Annotated in this window: 15 protein-coding genes; 10 read left to right on the top strand and 5 right to left on the bottom strand. The window is 48.0% G+C overall.

Features of this window, described 5'->3' with window-relative positions; all coding sequences use genetic code 11:
• On the bottom strand, positions 1 to 850 hold an 850-nt coding region (locus B3N33_RS11930; protein WP_292593472.1), incomplete at its 3' end, for an ROK family transcriptional regulator.
• Positions 851 to 1,460: 610 nt separating this feature from the next.
• Here B3N33_RS11930 and B3N33_RS11925 point away from each other — a divergent pair.
• The 10 genes from B3N33_RS11925 to B3N33_RS11880 all read left to right on the top strand — a co-directional run bounded on the left by B3N33_RS11925 (position 1,461) and on the right by B3N33_RS11880 (position 10,875).
• A complete protein-coding gene (locus B3N33_RS11925; RefSeq protein WP_292593471.1) occupies positions 1,461 to 2,204 on the top strand; it encodes a GntR family transcriptional regulator in 744 nt (247 codons plus the stop codon).
• Positions 2,205 to 2,213: 9 nt separating this feature from the next.
• A complete protein-coding gene (locus B3N33_RS11920) occupies positions 2,214 to 3,002 on the top strand; it encodes a nucleoside phosphorylase (RefSeq protein ID WP_292593470.1) in 789 nt (262 codons plus the stop codon).
• 21 nt (positions 3,003 to 3,023) lie between these two features.
• The gene (locus B3N33_RS11915; RefSeq protein ID WP_292593469.1) at positions 3,024 to 4,304 is read left to right on the top strand and encodes an ABC transporter substrate-binding protein; all 1,281 of its coding nucleotides are present in this window, start codon (positions 3,024 to 3,026) and stop codon (positions 4,302 to 4,304) included.
• Between the two features lie 372 nt (positions 4,305 to 4,676).
• Positions 4,677 to 5,243 (top strand): carbohydrate ABC transporter permease, encoded by a 567-nt coding sequence (locus B3N33_RS11910; protein WP_292593468.1) that lies wholly within the window; start codon positions 4,677 to 4,679, stop codon positions 5,241 to 5,243.
• On the top strand, positions 5,236 to 6,063 hold the full coding sequence (locus B3N33_RS11905) for a carbohydrate ABC transporter permease (RefSeq protein WP_292593467.1): 828 nt from the start codon (positions 5,236 to 5,238) through the stop codon (positions 6,061 to 6,063). Before B3N33_RS11910 ends, B3N33_RS11905 begins: the two co-directional genes overlap by 8 nt.
• Positions 6,064 to 6,285: 222 nt before the next feature.
• Positions 6,286 to 7,341 (top strand): zinc-dependent alcohol dehydrogenase, encoded by a 1,056-nt coding sequence (locus B3N33_RS11900; protein WP_292593466.1) that lies wholly within the window; start codon positions 6,286 to 6,288, stop codon positions 7,339 to 7,341.
• Between the two features lie 472 nt (positions 7,342 to 7,813).
• Positions 7,814 to 8,620, top strand: coding sequence for a sugar phosphate isomerase/epimerase family protein (locus B3N33_RS11895; protein WP_214061550.1), 807 nt, complete (start codon positions 7,814 to 7,816; stop codon positions 8,618 to 8,620).
• A complete protein-coding gene (locus tag B3N33_RS11890) occupies positions 8,617 to 9,678 on the top strand; it encodes a Gfo/Idh/MocA family protein (protein WP_214078645.1) in 1,062 nt (353 codons plus the stop codon). Before B3N33_RS11895 ends, B3N33_RS11890 begins: the two co-directional genes overlap by 4 nt.
• Positions 9,678 to 10,226 carry a flavodoxin family protein gene (locus B3N33_RS11885; protein ID WP_292588922.1) on the top strand — a complete coding sequence of 183 codons (549 nt, stop codon included), beginning with the start codon at positions 9,678 to 9,680 and terminating at the stop codon, positions 10,224 to 10,226. Before B3N33_RS11890 ends, B3N33_RS11885 begins: the two co-directional genes overlap by 1 nt.
• On the top strand, positions 10,207 to 10,875 hold the full coding sequence (locus tag B3N33_RS11880) for an NAD(P)H-dependent oxidoreductase (protein ID WP_292593465.1): 669 nt from the start codon (positions 10,207 to 10,209) through the stop codon (positions 10,873 to 10,875). Before B3N33_RS11885 ends, B3N33_RS11880 begins: the two co-directional genes overlap by 20 nt.
• 65 nt (positions 10,876 to 10,940) lie before the next feature.
• Here B3N33_RS11880 and B3N33_RS11875 read toward each other — a convergent pair whose 3' ends face one another.
• From B3N33_RS11875 to B3N33_RS11860, 4 genes are all read right to left on the bottom strand, one after another.
• Positions 10,941 to 11,204 carry a hypothetical protein gene (locus B3N33_RS11875; protein ID WP_214060256.1) on the bottom strand — a complete coding sequence of 88 codons (264 nt, stop codon included), beginning with the start codon at positions 11,202 to 11,204 and terminating at the stop codon, positions 10,941 to 10,943.
• Positions 11,201 to 11,743 (bottom strand): hypothetical protein, encoded by a 543-nt coding sequence (locus B3N33_RS11870; protein ID WP_214060255.1) that lies wholly within the window; start codon positions 11,741 to 11,743, stop codon positions 11,201 to 11,203. The genes B3N33_RS11875 and B3N33_RS11870 overlap by 4 nt, the downstream gene beginning before the upstream one ends.
• A gap of 48 nt (positions 11,744 to 11,791) precedes the next feature.
• Entirely contained in the window at positions 11,792 to 14,404 is a 2,613-nt protein-coding gene (locus tag B3N33_RS11865) for a calcium-translocating P-type ATPase, PMCA-type (protein WP_214060254.1), read from the bottom strand.
• A 113-nt stretch (positions 14,405 to 14,517) separates the two neighbouring features.
• Positions 14,518 to 15,243, bottom strand: coding sequence for a TetR/AcrR family transcriptional regulator (locus tag B3N33_RS11860; RefSeq protein ID WP_214079751.1), 726 nt, complete (start codon positions 15,241 to 15,243; stop codon positions 14,518 to 14,520).
• Positions 15,244 to 15,588: the final 345 nt, after the last annotated feature.

The raw sequence follows: 15,588 nt of genomic DNA, 5'->3' as shown, positions 1-15,588 counted from the left end.
TCTCGAATAGGTCCTTTACGCTTAACTCCCAGCCGTTTTTCCTGGAGAAAGACTCTAGCGCATATCCCGAAAACCACTGTTCGAGTCTTCCAAATCCCGTATTCATCTTTGATTCTGTAGACCAGTCGGTGACAAATTCGCCGATTTCACCGGCTCCACCGACGCATCCTCTGTAAACCGAATCATTTATGACAATACCTGAGCCGATACCGGTTCCAATCGAAACCAGAATCACATCATTGTACTCCTTTGCAGAACCGATCCATGACTCTCCGAAGGCGGCAAGTGTAACATCGTTTTCGATCAGCGTCGAAATACCGAACTTCTTCTCGACCGGAGTCTTGAGATCAAGATCGCCGATGTCGAAGGAGGGCATGTATTTTATCTTCTGCGTGGCCCTGTCTACCGTACCGGGAATGCCTAAAGAGATTCCCAGCACCTTCTCTTTTCCGACTCCCTCTATGTAACTCTCGAGCCTCTCATTCAACTCATCTACCAGACCCCTTTCGGTGCGAAGAAGGTCAGTGGCAATAGTGTCGCGTTTTAAGATATTTCCGTCGAGATCGATCAACGCGAAGATACTCTTAGTTCCGCCTATGTCAACACTGAGTACGTTTCTGTAGTCTTTTGCGAAAGAGATATTTATAGGTTTCCTGCCACCGGAAGATTTGCTCTGTCCGAGCCCATTCTCTCTAACAACTCCCTCTTCAACCAGGTCGTTGACAATTGAAGAGATAGTCGGTTTGCTAAGCCCGGTCAGTTTCGCTATCTGGACTCGAGAAGTACTCTTCTTTTCTCTAATTATCCTCAGAATTTCGCTCGTTCTGATCTCAGTAAGTTTCGATACCACTTCTTCCTCCCGCTTCCTTCCTTCATCCTCTTCTCCGCCGATTCTTTGCTGACAACCGGGAGATCGCTTACAGAAAACACCAGAAGGACATCATTCAAGTTGGTAAATAAAAACTACTAACTAATTCAATTGAATTATAGTCCTTGAAGCGTCAATGCCAAAGGGCAAGCCGGCTCGACGGCGCGGATCCTACAAGCAGGATTTGACTACTAATCACTTTCACTCTTCTCTCTTGAACCGTAGTCGAGTGGTAAAAATGTTAGAGATGATTTCTCCATACTCTAAAACAATCCCACCTTCTTCCTGCAAATCTTCGTCAACCCATGTTCCTTCAGATGAAAGTGCGTGGGTCTTGTATTTCAATGGACACAAGAACGGCTCTTTGAGAGAATGATTCTGCTGTGAATCGAAGGCCGAACTCAAAAGCTCTTCATTGTGGCTGCAATAATGCCTGAAGATAAGAACAATCCAAATAATCACTCCTGGACAATTGAAATCGGTCGATATCGCCAACAGTTCAGTACTGAAATGAAGAGCAGATTTAGTATACTCATAATACATCATACATAATACGTATGATGACTAAAATTACTGGAGGTAAATCTAATTCATGGCAAGAAGAAAATCACTTTACGAGATCATATATTCGCAAATAGAGAGAGAAGTCCAGAAGATGAGCGACGGGGCGCAGCTTCCTTCAATAGAGAGGCTCTGCGAGGATTACGGTGCAAGCAAGACCGTTCTAAGAGAAGTAATAACGGCGCTGGAAAAGGACGGCCTTGTCGTAAGAAGGCAGGGTCTCGGAACCTTTGTTGTGAAAGACAGCGGCCTTGTTCATACGGGGATTGAATACTTGAGAGGTCTGACGAGAATCATCTCCAGCTCGGGAAAGAATCCCGAGCTCATCTATGACAAATTTCGCGAAGTCAAGGCCGATGAAAGGCTGGCAGAAAAGCTGGAGATGCCTGAAAACGAGAGCCTTGTGCTTACAGAGAGAGTATATGCGGCCGACGGCATCCCGGCAATATTTGCAAGAACTTACATAGCATCCGAGAGGATTCCCGGAAAAACCGAAGCCCTGTTAAAGACGCTTGAGGGAAGGAAGGCTAAGGAACTGGTTCTATTTGATCTTCTGGAAGAAAACTTCAAGGATCCAATCAGATACGCAATTGCCGAAATAGAATCGAGACTTGTCGACGAAGAGTTGGCCGGACTGCTCCAAATGAGGTCGGGTTCATCAATAGTGCTGCTGAAGGAAGTTCACAGGGATATCAAGAACGTTCCCATGCTCTACTCGGAGGATTTCATAAACACGGCGGTGTTCAGAATACACGTTCTCAGAAAGAAGATTTGAGGTGACATAATGATGGAGGATTACAGAGAGCCAGTCGGACTTGAAGGAAAGCTTCAGTATCACATCGAGTGCCAGGCGGGAGACATAGCGCCAGTAGTTATCGTTCCGGGAGATCAGGGAAGAGTTGAGAAGATTGTCAGTAGACTTAGCAACACAAAAAAGATTGCGGAAAACAGAGGTCTTATCACCTATACAGGTGAGTTCAACGGCAAACCGGTCTCCGTTACTTCTACCGGCATGGGTGGCCCTTCAGCAAGTATTGCATATGAAGAGCTTATCAATGTGGGGGCGAGGGTGCTGATAAGGATCGGCAGCGTAGCCGGACTGCAAGAGTACGTAAATGAGGGGGACATCGTTGTGCCGTATGGTTGCGTACGTGACGATGGAGCCTCGAACTACTACGTCCCGGCGAATTTTCCCGCAGTGCCTTCTCCAGATGTCTACTCATCCCTGACGGCTTCGGCAAGAACTCTTGGAAGAGAGATCATTACGGGAATCAACTGGACCCATTCCTGCTTCTACAAACGCGATCCCGAATATTTCCAGAGCTGGAGCAGAAGAAGGGTAGTTTCACTCGAAATGGAGGCTTCGGCGCTATTTGTGATCTCTTACCTGCGTGGCGTGAAGGCTGGATTCATAGGTGTATGCTATGCAAACAGATACAGGCAATCTGCCGGCTCAAAGGTTGATCTTTCCGTTAAAAATCCGAGGAGAGACCAAATCGAAGACTCAGTGAAAGATGCGATCGAAATAACCTTGACTGCAATAGAGAAGATGTACAGCGAAGATCTTGTATAACGACCGAAGGGAGGGGATTCTATGAGAAACAGATTTCTGCTTTTTCTTGTTGTTCTCTTGACTGTTTCATGTTTCGCGGTTCCGCTTCAGCTCTCAAGCGAGGTTGGAATTCACACAGACGCCTGGAAGACCAGAATGGAGGGGTTTACAAAAGAGACCGGAATCGAAGTGGAGATTCAGCAGTTTCCTTATGCAAATTACCTTGATCAACTAATGCTCGGGTACACTTCCGGAAGGGTAGAGATAGACGTACCTTACATTTCTATGCTCTGGTACCCGGCTCTTTCGATTGGGAAGTACATCTATCCGATCAGCGATATTCCCGGATACGAGAAGATCAACGAGTCGGATATTCCGGGAATAAGAAACGCGAAGCTGAATGGAAAGACGTACATCGTGCCCTACATGAACGAACTCGGAGGAATAATCTACCGGAAGGACCTTTTCGAAGACCCGACTGAAAAGGCTAATTTCATTGCCAAATACGGCTACGAACTTCAGCCGCCGCAGACTTTAGAGCAATACAGAGATGTCGCAGAGTTTTTCAACAGGCCGCCTGATCTTTACGGGGTGACTCTCATGGGAAGAAGAAGCATCTTTCTTGCAACCCACTTCATGCAGAGGCTGTGGGCAAAAGGCGGAGCATTGCTCGATTTGAACATGCGCCCGATCTTCAACTCCGAAGCCGGCATCGAGGCTCTGGAAGAAGTGAAGTACATGTTCCAGTTCGCCAATCCCGCTGCAATGAACTATGACTTCCAGGAAGCCCTGAACGAATTCATAAGTGGCCGGAGCGCAATGGCAGAGGTCTGGACGACTGGAATGTTCTACGTCGAAGATGAATCGAGGTCGTCTGTAGTCGGCAAAGGCGGTTTCGTTGGATTCCCGAGACCGGAAGAGAAACTGGGAGAGAAGCTTCCGATGCTCTACATTTCCTGGGGGTTCTCGGTCAGCAGTGCCGCTCCGGACAAGGAAGCGGCATTGGAGTGGTTACTTTATGTAACGGAGACGCAGAACGAGGTTGAAGCAGCTCCCACTGGCAACATACCCGCACGGTTCTCTGCTCTAAACAGTCCGGAGCTCGTAGAGTCGTTCCCATGGATCGGCGATTTCGCTGCCGCTATGGAAAACTGCATCCCGACGCCTATGGTACCTTTGATTCCCGAAGGCGGAAGCATTGTGAGCGGCATAATAGCTCCGGCCGTCTCGGAATTCTTGGCGGGAACGAAAACTGCCGAACAGGCTTTGAATGACGCAGTCAAGGAAGTTGACAGACTTATGAGAGACGGAGGCTACTATTGATTTGATACGGAGCCGGGTCGANNGCCCGGCATTTTCTGTGGTAGGTGATCAAATGAAGTCGAGACGTAGATCTAGAGGTTATTGGTATATTCTTCCTTCAATGGTTTTTATAGTCATAATCTTCATGATACCACTGACCTATACTATCGTGATGTCCTTTCTGCGGTGGAATCTGCTCAGGCCGGATCTGGGCATAAGAGCGGCGGGCTTCAGCAATTACGTCAGGCTATTCACCGACCCTTTCACGCTGGACACTGTGGGAAGGACCTTCTACTTTGTTCTGGGGGCGGTCTTAATAGAGCTGATTGCGGGGCTGTGCATAGCTCTTGCCCTGGATACGGAATTCAAAGGCTNNAGATTGTTCAGTCGGTCTTGCTCGTTCCATTCATGATCGCTCCCGTCGTTGTGGGGTATGTCTGGCGCTTTGTTCTAAACAGTGACTACGGACCAATTATTCATATATTGAGACAGCTCGGGCTTGGAGGACTTGTCGAAAAACCCCTTCTATCAAATCCTTCTGCGGCGATGCCTGTATTGATTGTTGCAGATGCGTGGGAGTACATTCCATTTGTGACTCTCGTCTTGCTTGCAGGGCTCAAATCAATCCCTTACGAACCGTATGAAGCGGCATTCGTGGATGGAGCAAGTTCCCTTCAGAGATTCCATTACATAACGCTGCCGCTTCTCAGGCCTTCTATACTGGTCGCAGTGGTAATAAGGACCCTCACATCTCTGCGTGTCTTCGACATCGTATTTATTATGACAGGCGGAGGTCCCGGAACTGCTACGGAAACTCTCGCCTTCTACGGTTACAGAACTGCCTTTCAGGCGTATAACGTCGGCTTTTCTTCGGCGATTAACATGCTTACTTTCGGCATAGCGGTAGTCTTCACAATACTCTACATGAAGATAATAGGCGGTGGAAAGAACTATGCTTAGGAAGAAACCTTTCACCAGAATAGTGGTTTTTGTGGTCATAGCTATGGCGCTAATCTGGACTCTGGTACCACTGGCGTGGATACTGCTTTCCTCTTTCAAATTTGAGGCCGACCAGTTCTCGATGCCACCCAAGTGGGTTCCAGCACGTATCACCTTCCAGAATTACGCGAAGTTCTTCGGAAATTCCGAGTTTGTCCGTTCTCTGATCAACAGTGTTATGATAACGTTTTTCTCGACAGTCATAGCGCTTTTTCTTGGGGTGCCTGCGGCTTATGCTCTGGCAAGGTTTGACTGGAAACATGCAAACACTATCGCTTTCGTCGTCCTGCTGGCGAGAATGACGCCGCCGATTGTCATGGTTCTGCCCTTCTTCATGATCGCAAGATATCTAGGAATATCAAACACTTACCTCCCTATCGTACTGGCGCTTTCATTTTTCAGCGTCCCATTCGCGATCTGGATGATGCGCGGTTTCTTTCAGGAGATCCCCAATTCTCTTGAAGAAGCTGCCATGATAGATGGGTGCACGCGATTTCAGTCTTTGAGGAGAGTTGTACTCCCCCTTGTCATGCCCGGACTCTCGGCCACGTCCATACTATGCGCCCTCATCGCCTGGAACGAGTTTCTGTTTGCCCTAGTTCTTACAGGCAGAGACACCAGACCTCTACCCGTTCTGGTCAACATGTTCGTTAGCGAAAGAAATATTGAATGGGGTGTAATGAGCGCAGCGGCAATAATCACCGTACTCCCTATGATCGTTTTCGGTCTCCTTGTGCAAAACGACCTCGTTCGGGGCCTTACAATGGGAAGTTCTAAGTAAAGCCTGGATTTAGGATTGGCAGGTTGCAGTCCAAAAGAAGCAGCTGGAAAAAACCATAAGCTGATCGCTACGCTCAGCAAATTCAATACTTTCGCTATCTCCCCAAAGACACTTACGATTCTTCAATTCATGGAATTGTCTTCAAGAACCGAAGCATGTAGTTTATCGTATGGGATAATAATCGAAACGGGAAAACAGTTTTTGAACAGGGGGTAAGGGGAAATGCCAAGAATGCTTGTTGCAACTGCGCCAGGAAAGGCGGCGATTGTTGAATACAGGGACAGGAAGATAGCGGCGAACGAGGTTATGGTCGAAGTCGAGTTCGCTTCTCCAAAGCACGGTTCGGAGATAGCTGATTTCAGAGGCGAGAGTCCGCTTATAAACGAACGTTACGATGACGATTGGAAGCTCTTAGTTCCTCGATCTCCGGATCATGGAAAGGGGGTTGAGTTCGGTTCCTGGAATCTCGGCAATATGTGGGTAGGTAGAATCGTTGTAAAGGGTGTGGATGTGAGGGACTATAGTGTTGGTGAGATAGTCTGTTCTTACGGAGGAATTCGCGAGACTCAAATTGTCAACGCCGTTGGCAATCACCGTCTGTTGAGAGTTCCCGAGGCCGTCTCCTGGAAGAGCGCCGTGTGCTATGATCCAGCTCAGTTTGCTCTGTCCGGGATCAGAGACGGGAATGTGAGGCCGGGTGACCATGTTGCAGTAATTGGACTTGGAGCCATAGGACTGCTGGCGGTCCAACTCGCGAAGAAGATCGGGGCAAGCCCGGTGATAGCGGTCGATCCTATTGAAGTCAGGCGGGAGGTTGCGCTGAGCTCAGGTGCAGATTTTGTTCTAGATCCAAAAGCTTGCGATGTTGGACTTGAGATCAAGAGGCTCACTCTTCAGACCGGTGCAGACTGCATAATCGAGACAAGCGGAGCTCCTTCTGCTCTGCAGTCGGGCCTCAGAGGTCTTGCACACGGGGGAACAATTTCGTACGTTGCCTGGGCAAAGGAGTTTCTCGGCGGCATCAATTTTGGGCGTGAAGCCCATTACAACTATGGGCGGTTGATCTTCTCCCGTGCGGCAAGTGAACCGGGACCCGACTATCCGAGGTGGAACAGAAAGAGGGTTGAAAGAGTCTGCTGGGAGATGATATGCAACGGTTCTCTTCGCGGCGATGAAATCGTTAACCCCGTCGTCAGCTTTGAAGAGTCCGCCGAAGCCTACTGCAAGTACGTCGACAAAAATCCCGAACTGAGCGTCAAGCTCGGAGTGGCTTTTTGAAGGTTCATGATCATCCAAAAGTCAGGAAGTTGATCGGCAGTAATGTTCCAGCCTCTTGTCTCATGCGCAAATTCTGTGGTTGGCCTCTAGCGGTCTTGACTATAAACTCTCTCTCGATGGATTAGAGCGAGCAGTAGCTGAGGGTGTGAGTCACTGAAGACTGAGAGACTGCTTTGTATAATCGTAGTCAGAGAAGGCGGACTTGCCGGAAAATCCCGGTGATCTGATCAGAAAACGAGGCTGTTCTATTATGAACGGGACACACGATTGGAAACGCATTTCAAGAGATACAGCTGGCTATATGCACAATGAGGAGCGATTTGTGAACCGGGGAAGGAAATGATCGAACTTCAGAGAAGATGTGTATACGGCTTGCTCCCAAGAGAAAACGAACAGCCAGTTGTACATATAGTTAGATCAGCAAGACTTCATCAATCTGCGGCTATTGACGAACTTTTGAAAGGAGGAATATATGAAGCTGATCACTCAAGACAAGGAGTTCTTTCCTTCAAGAATGGAGGAGAAACTAAGTTTTGTGTATAAGCTGGGATTTGACGGCTTCGAAATAGATGGAAGGCTCTTGATCGAAGAGCTCGCCGAAGTGAAGGCGGCCGTTCGTTCCACCGGCGTTCCCGTTGCAAGCGCATGCGGAGGTTACCGCGGCTGGATAGGCGATTTCTCGAGCGAGAGGAGATCTCAAGCAATAAAGGATATCGGAGAGATCCTGCAAGCACTGGCTGACGTCGGCGGCAAAGGCATAGTAGTGCCTGCAGCCTGGGGAATGTTCTCGAAAAGGCTTCCTCCGATGGTTCCTCCAAGATCGGACTCGGAAGACACTGCCGTCCTTCTTGACTCTCTGGAGAGGCTGAATTCACTGGCCAAAGACACGGCTACACTTATCTATCTCGAGCCGCTAAACAGATATGAAGATCACATGCTGAACACGCTTGGCTCAGCCGCAAAGTTGATCGAAGAGGGGGGGTTCTCTAGTGTAAGGTTGACTGCCGACGCCTTCCATATGAATATCGAGGAGGCCGATCTTCGTAAAAGCATTGTGCAGAACAAGGAGTTTATTGCTCACGTACATATCGCCGACAGCAACCGATATCAACCGGGCCAGGCCCATCTTGATTTCGGTTATTTCTTTTCAGCACTTTCGGAAATCGATTATGGCGGTAACGTGGTCTTTGAATGCAGGGTTACTGGAGACGACCCGATCGAGAGATATAGAGAATCCTGTTGCTTCATAAGAAGCATTGTAGGGAACTCTGATACATGAGAAACGACAGACTCCGGGTTGCGATAGTCGGTGCAGGTCAGATAGTAGAGGTTACACACTTGCCCATTCTCTCATCAATGAGGGAAGAATTGGATCTTGTAGGGATTGCAGACATTGTGCCGGAGAGAGCCGAAAGACTGGCGATGAAATTCGGCGTAGAACGGGCTTTCCACGATTACGAGGAGATGCTTTCGACTCTCGAGCCGGATGCAGCACTCGTCTGTACGCCGAATAGATTTCATGCGGCGGCCACAGTAACCGCACTCAGGACAGGTTGCCATGTTTTCTGTGAGAAACCCCCTGCTATGAACAAGGAAGAGGTCCGTCGGATGATGGTCGCTTCGAGAAAGTCCGGAAGGATTCTCTCTTTCAACTTCAACTACCGGTACAGAAGAGAGGCAATCGCGATCAAGAAGTTCGTTGATAACGGCGATCTTGGAGAAGTCTATCATTGCGAGGGGAACTTCTTGAGACGGCGCGGAGTACCCGGCTGGGGTTCCTTCTCGAGCAAGGAATTGCAGGGCGGAGGACCCCTGATGGATATCGGAGTGCACATGCTCGATCTCGCCCTCTTCATGATGGGCTTCCCCCAGCCCGATAGCGTGACGGCCAGCACCTACTGCAAGATAGGCAACAAAAAGGGTGTCGGATTGATGGGCAGCTGGGACCCGGGTAAATTCAAAGTCGAAGATTCGGCATTTGGGTTCGTGAAATTCACGAACGGAGCGTCATTGATTCTGAAAACAGCTTTCGCGTTGAACATGAAGGATCGTTCCAACGTGAATCTTCAGATCTTCGGCGACAGGGCGGGCGCCACAGTCTTTCCGCCCGAAGTGTTCACTGAGATTCACGGCGAGCTGGCAGATATTTCTCTTCCCTTTGTAGAAGATGACAACTGCTATATGAGATCGTTAGGAGCATTTTTCGATCGCTGCAGGGAAGGGAGTTCTGAATTACCCACTCCTGAACAGGCATATCTCCTTCAGAGCCTCCTCGACGCTTTTTATGAATCGGCTGAAAGTGGTTCGGCTGTGATATTTGAAAGGGGCTTAATATAATGAAGATCACAATTCTGAACGGAGCTTTTGAGGATAGCGGCACTTTTGAAGAGTACCTTGAAAAGCTTGTCGAATTTCTTTCAAAGATGAAGAACGAGATTCAATACTTCAAATTGAGAGATTTGGAGATCAAGCAATGCATGGGATGTTTTGGATGCTGGGTCGAAACTCCTGGAGAATGCATCGTTCCAGATGACACAGTCAAAATCAGACGGGCCGCAGTGAATTCCGATCTGCTTATCTTTGCCTCACCGCTCATTCTTGGCTTCACCACATCGATTCTTAAGAAAGCGATCGACAAGATGATCCCGATCGTCCATCCTTATTTCACCATAAGAGCCGGCGAAATCCACCACAAGAAGCGCTACAAGACTTACCCGCTCCTGGGTGTCCTGATCGAGAAAGAAATCGATACAGACAAAGAGGATCTGGAAATAGTTCGGGCAATCTATGAACGGGTGGCAATTGAGATGGCAACCAGTCTTGTATTCTTCGATTCCGATGAGAAGCCGCCTGAGGAGGTCGCATATGCGATTACTAATCATTAATGGATCGCCTAGAGGAACCAGGAGCAACTCACTCGTAATTGCGAATCACTTCTTGAGGGGAATAAAAGCCTCTCTCCAGAACAATCTACAGCTGGAAGTTCTGAACCTGATCGAAGAGCATGCGATCCTCTCCGATGTGACAGAAAAAATCGCCGTTGCCGATAAGGTCCTCTTCGCCTTCCCCTTGTATGTCGACAGCATGCCGGGCTTGGTGATGGAGCTGTTCGAGTCCTTATACAATTTGAAAGGGAAGTTATCGGGAAAAGAGTTCTTGTTTTCCATTCAGTGCGGTTTTCCTGAGACTCTGAATCTGAGATTTGTCGAAAGATACCTGCAGAAGCTTGCTGGAAGACTTGGAGCAGACTATGGGGGATGCATCAGCAGGGGAGGGATGGAAGGAGCGAGATTTCTATCTGAAGATTCAGAGGTACTTCAGAGATATCGGGAGCTCGGAGAGATCTATGGCAAGACCGGTAAGCTGGACAAAGATCTTCTCGGAAAAATCGCTCATCCAGAGAGAATACCATTGGCTGCCAAAGCGATCGCTCTTGCCCTTTCCCCGGCCGGCATTTTCGATAAATACTGGAACAGACAACTTAAGGCGAACGGGGTTTACAAAAGAAGGAATGACAGACCTTACGAAGAATAGAAACGAATCTCCTGCATTCCCTTATACTACTGAATTCTGTAGAGCGACCCAAGTTGTGAAGGAAATCAGGAAGCTCGGTCCAGGCTTCTCATAATTGCCTGAACAAACTGGACCGAGTTTTCATATATCTCTCCGTAATCGATCCATTCTTCAAATCCTTCGGCATCACTGGAGGAAGCTCGATAAGTCTTCACAAGCTCTGCAGGTCTTTCATCACTAACTACAGAGACTACTTGTTCCCTCTTGAACTCTGGGCTATAAAAGAAGCCTGGGACCACAACGAAGTCCTCTTCTCGCACAAGCGGCAACTCTAGACTGAGATCAATCACATGGTATCCTCTCTCTTCAACCAGAACCTCGTCTGAAAGCACCAGTCCAGAGAATCTGTTCTCATCCTCATTCCGGGCTTCGTAGATCTCGATCTTGATAGATTCTTCTTTATTGGCAGTATGAGGCCAACAGTTTTGATAGAACCGTCTTCTCTGGCAATGAAACGGGAACTTCCCCAAGAATCAAAATTCAAAGAACTGTAGCCATGGCTCTTGTACATTGACGACTTTGTCACCGGTTCTGAAAGGGCTCCTTCACTGGATTGATAGCTCATTCGATCGTATCCTTCACCGCTGGCCGCGACAAAACTTACCGCATAGCTATTTTCCTTGAGAAAGACCGTGTCATAGTAAGAAATCCAGAGATACTCTCCGTCATGGAGATCTTCACTCAAGCTGTCTCCTATAAGCCACGCTCTCGGCACGGGCGGACCTGCAATCGATATGAAATCGTCCCAGCCCGCGATTGCAACCATATGGACAAGAGAATCGACTGGCGACTCGCTGTCACAGTAGTTCAGAGTCGCGCGAAGAAACATGAGAGCAAAGCCGACCCAGATACAGGCAGCTGCCTTACTTTCATTCTGTCAATGCTTGTGGCGAATCAGTCCAATCAACTTCGCAACCTCAATTACGGGAATAGGCACCAGCGAGAGAAGGAGAGCCAGAACGTACATCGGTGTCTCCAGTTGAGCCAATCCGAAAATTGTGGCGAAAGGAGAGATGAAAACAACGGCAGCCACCATCGTAAACGAAGTCAACACAGCAAGAAATAGCACTTTGTTTGAAAGGATCCCGATTCTGAACAGCGAGTGACTTGACCGCATATTAAACGAGTGAAAGATCTGAGTCAAAGAAAGAATCACAAAGGCCATGGTTCTTCCCGCGATAACATCTCCGGTGCTCTTCCAGCCAATCGCAAAGCCAATCAAAGTGAGAATTGCAAACATAGCTCCTTGAAGAAGAACCTGAAGTCCCAGTCCCCCGGCAAAAATGCCTTCATTCTTAGGTTTAGGCTTTCTATTCATGACATCTTTTTCTACTGGCTCCATGCCGAGCGCGATCGCTGGCAGGCTGTCTGTCACTAGGTTTATCCAGAGCAGTTGTGCAGATATCAGCGGGGCTTCTCTCCAGATCATCATGGCGGTGAAGACTGTAAGTATCTCTCCAATGTTTGTTCCCAGAAGGAAACCGACCACTTTTCTGATATTGTCGTATATGCCGCGGCCTTCCTTAACGGCGTGTACAATCGTCGCGAAATTGTCGTCGGTAAGGGTCATGTCGGCCGCGCTCTTCGCAACATCTGTTCCGGTTATTCCCATCGCGCATCCGATATCGGCAGCTTTTAGAGCTGGAGCGTCGTTCACCCCGTCCCCCGTCATTGCAACGACTTCACCCTGCTTTTGCAATGCATGAACGATCCTGATTTTGTCTGACGGCGACACTCTTGCATAGACCGAGATATTTCTTACCCTCCTGTCCAGTTCATCATCAGACATTTTTGACAGCTCAATTCCGGATACAATCTCATCTCCATCAAGCAAGATGCCGACTTCTCTGGCAATGGCCGCAGCCGTGAGTTTGTGATCGCCGGTGATCATCACCGGCCTGATCCCTGCCTGCCGGCACAGTCTTACGGACTCTTTCGCCTCGGGACGCGCTGGATCAATCATACCTACGAGACCGAGGAACGTAAGACCACTCTCAATCTCAGCTGGATCGAGGGTCGCAGGAATCTTCTGGATCTCTTTGGAGGCGACGGCAAGAACTCGAAGCGCGCTGCTACCCATTTCCTCCGCGATCTCTCTACCCTTTTGAACATCTCCGGATGTGCATCTTGTGGAAACTGAATCTATTGCGCCTTTTACAATTACCACGTTTTTTCCATCGATGTCGTTAATAGTTGTCATCATTTTCCGTTCAGAATCGAACGGTATCTCGGCCAGTCTCGGATACTTCTTCTCTATCTCATCTTTTAGGATCCCATTCCTCATGGCTGCCAGCACTATAGAGGTCTCAGTCGGGTCACCGATGTGCTTCTCTTCTCCATCCTCAATAACGACTCTCCCGTCAGAACAAAGCGTTGCGTACAGCAAGAGGTCCCTTATTTCAGACGAGTTATCATCGCTGATCTCCTCAGTAACTGACGAAGAAGCCGAAAAGGCCTTGACCAGGGTCATTTTATTCTGTGTGAGAGTTCCCGTCTTATCTGAACAGATCACCGTAGCGCTTCCGAGAGTCTCCACGGCGGGCAGCTTCCGAATAATAGCGTTTCTCTTCACCATTCGTTGGACTCCAATGGCAAGCACAACGGTCACAATCGCCGGGAGCCCTTCCGGAATCGCTGAAACCGCGAGCGAAACAGAGATCATGAAGATCTCCATTATTGGAATACCTTCAATAAGCCCGACAAGAAAAATCACTGCACAGGCGATAAGAGCGGCGATACCGAGATACTTCCCAAGAACGGACAGTCTATGTTGAAGAGGAGTCTGAGTGTCTTCTTCTCCTGAAAGCAGGCCTGCGATCTTTCCCATTTCTGTCTTCATTCCAGTCTCAACGACGACGCCCTTCCCTCTTCCATAGCTGACGCCGCATCCCGAGAAAACCATGTTGTGTCTATCACCGATAGAGGCCTCTTCCTTAACGATTGCATCTGCCGATTTCTCGGAGGGGACCGATTCACCGGTCAGGGCAGACTCGTCGACCTTCAAACTCGCACTTTCAATGATTCTCGCGTCGGCAGGAACAAAATCACCGGCCTCAATTAGGATAATATCTCCCGGCACCAGCTTCGATGCTTGAATCAACTTCTGTTCTCCGTCACGGATTACCCTGGCGTTTGGCGAGGAAAGCTTTTTCAGGGCATCCAGAGCCTTCTCTGCCTTGCTCTCCTGTATTACACCGATAACAGCGTTCAAGATAACAATAAGCATAATCAAGACTGGCTCAAAGAACCCTTCCTTTTCGAAGATCGAGACAAGAAACGAAATCGCCGCGGCGGCAATCAGAATGATTATCATAACGTCCTTGAACTGCTCTACAAAGCGTTCAAGATTCGTCTTCTTTTTCTCCTCGCGGAGAATGTTTTCGCCGTATTTGCCCAGACGTTCTTCCGCTTCAGAAAAGCTAAGGCCTATTTCTGGATCGACTTCAAGTTGTTCGGTAACTGCTTTTGTCTCAATGAAATGCCAAGTCATAGTATCCTCCACGATTTTCATTTATCTAATTATCCATTCCAGATGAGAATCGTCTCAAAACTAGGAAGTCCCACCAGAAAGCTTCGTGAAAACTTCTCGCTGGCGAGCTCCGATCACGATTGACCAAGATTTCCTGTCCTCAGCGAAATCTCGGTCCCTTTTATCAGAGAAGAGAGAACAACTCGAAATGATTGTAAAAACGAATTGCGCAACTCTTCATCACTCATCAGACTCTTCTTTTTGAGGTCGTCGTAGTAAGCCGCAAAGGTTACAAGCGGAATTATCGAGAAGAAGAATTTGAAAAGCGTCATTTCTGACGAGTAGTTGAAGTCGCTATCTGCCTCGGAAATCGATTTGAAAATCTGGTTGTCCTCGGTATCTCTTGTGAGATCAAGCAATCTGAAGAGGTCGTCGTGGTGTTTGCTTTCTTTCAAGGATTCGTACATCAATATTCTCAGAATTAGCCTGTTCTCAATTAGATAATCGAGTATCCTGTCGTAATAGAAGAGCGACCTCTTCACGAAACGCGCAACCGAATCTTCATCGATGAACTTCATCCTGTCATGCTCTATATCTAGGTCGCCATCTCTTATCATCTGGATAATGCTTGCCTGAACGAAGTCCATCGCTATCGTCGTCGCGTCTTTTAGCAGAGAATCCACGATGTGGCTAAGAATCTCTTCCTTACTATTGAAGTAATAGTATATGAGACCTTTGGTTACGCCCGCAGCTTCTGCTATCTCGCTTGCAGTTGTGGCGTGAAATCCCTTTTGAGAAAACAACGCAATCGATGATTTTATTATTCTTTCTCGAGCCTCGTTGACATCTGAGGATTTCAATTTCAACCTCCTGACTAACCGGTTAGTCAAATAGATTATATACCGTTATTGCTGACTGTCAATAGATGGAAAAGTGACTGGGAAAATTGATTGAAGAAAACGAGACTACCACTAAAAGAATGGGCCACCTCAGCTCTTAGAAATCTTATCATTATCCATAACTCAGGGAGTCAAATGCCATAAATATGCTGATTCTTGCGCGAATTCGTATTTGGCTCCTGATGATCTTGATCTTGAATCCTCCCTTGAGGGCTTATCATTACCCATAAGTTAAGGAGCTAAAAAGAAATCATATTATGCTTCTTCCCCCTTGGCAGTATATGCTGTATTTGGCTCCTGATGATC

The organism is Mesotoga sp. UBA5825 (assembly GCF_002432955.1).
Taxonomy (GTDB): Bacteria; Thermotogota; Thermotogae; order Petrotogales; family Kosmotogaceae; genus Mesotoga.
The sequence above is the reverse complement of the archived record's forward strand: the minus strand, read 5'-3'. Positions and strand labels throughout refer to the sequence as shown.

Coding starts and splice junctions, on each gene's coding strand:
- B3N33_RS11925 (WP_292593471.1), top strand. CDS start 1,461: ATGGCAAGAAGAAAATCACTTTACGAGATCATATATTCGCAAATAGAG.
- B3N33_RS11920 (WP_292593470.1), top strand. CDS start 2,214: ATGATGGAGGATTACAGAGAGCCAGTCGGACTTGAAGGAAAGCTTCAG.
- B3N33_RS11915 (WP_292593469.1), top strand. CDS start 3,024: ATGAGAAACAGATTTCTGCTTTTTCTTGTTGTTCTCTTGACTGTTTCA.
- B3N33_RS11905 (WP_292593467.1), top strand. CDS start 5,236: ATGCTTAGGAAGAAACCTTTCACCAGAATAGTGGTTTTTGTGGTCATA.
- B3N33_RS11900 (WP_292593466.1), top strand. CDS start 6,286: ATGCCAAGAATGCTTGTTGCAACTGCGCCAGGAAAGGCGGCGATTGTT.
- B3N33_RS11895 (WP_214061550.1), top strand. CDS start 7,814: ATGAAGCTGATCACTCAAGACAAGGAGTTCTTTCCTTCAAGAATGGAG.
- B3N33_RS11890 (WP_214078645.1), top strand. CDS start 8,617: ATGAGAAACGACAGACTCCGGGTTGCGATAGTCGGTGCAGGTCAGATA.
- B3N33_RS11885 (WP_292588922.1), top strand. CDS start 9,678: ATGAAGATCACAATTCTGAACGGAGCTTTTGAGGATAGCGGCACTTTT.
- B3N33_RS11880 (WP_292593465.1), top strand. CDS start 10,207: ATGCGATTACTAATCATTAATGGATCGCCTAGAGGAACCAGGAGCAAC.
- B3N33_RS11870 (WP_214060255.1), bottom strand. CDS start 11,743: ATGTTTCTTCGCGCGACTCTGAACTACTGTGACAGCGAGTCGCCAGTC.
- B3N33_RS11865 (WP_214060254.1), bottom strand. CDS start 14,404: ATGACTTGGCATTTCATTGAGACAAAAGCAGTTACCGAACAACTTGAA.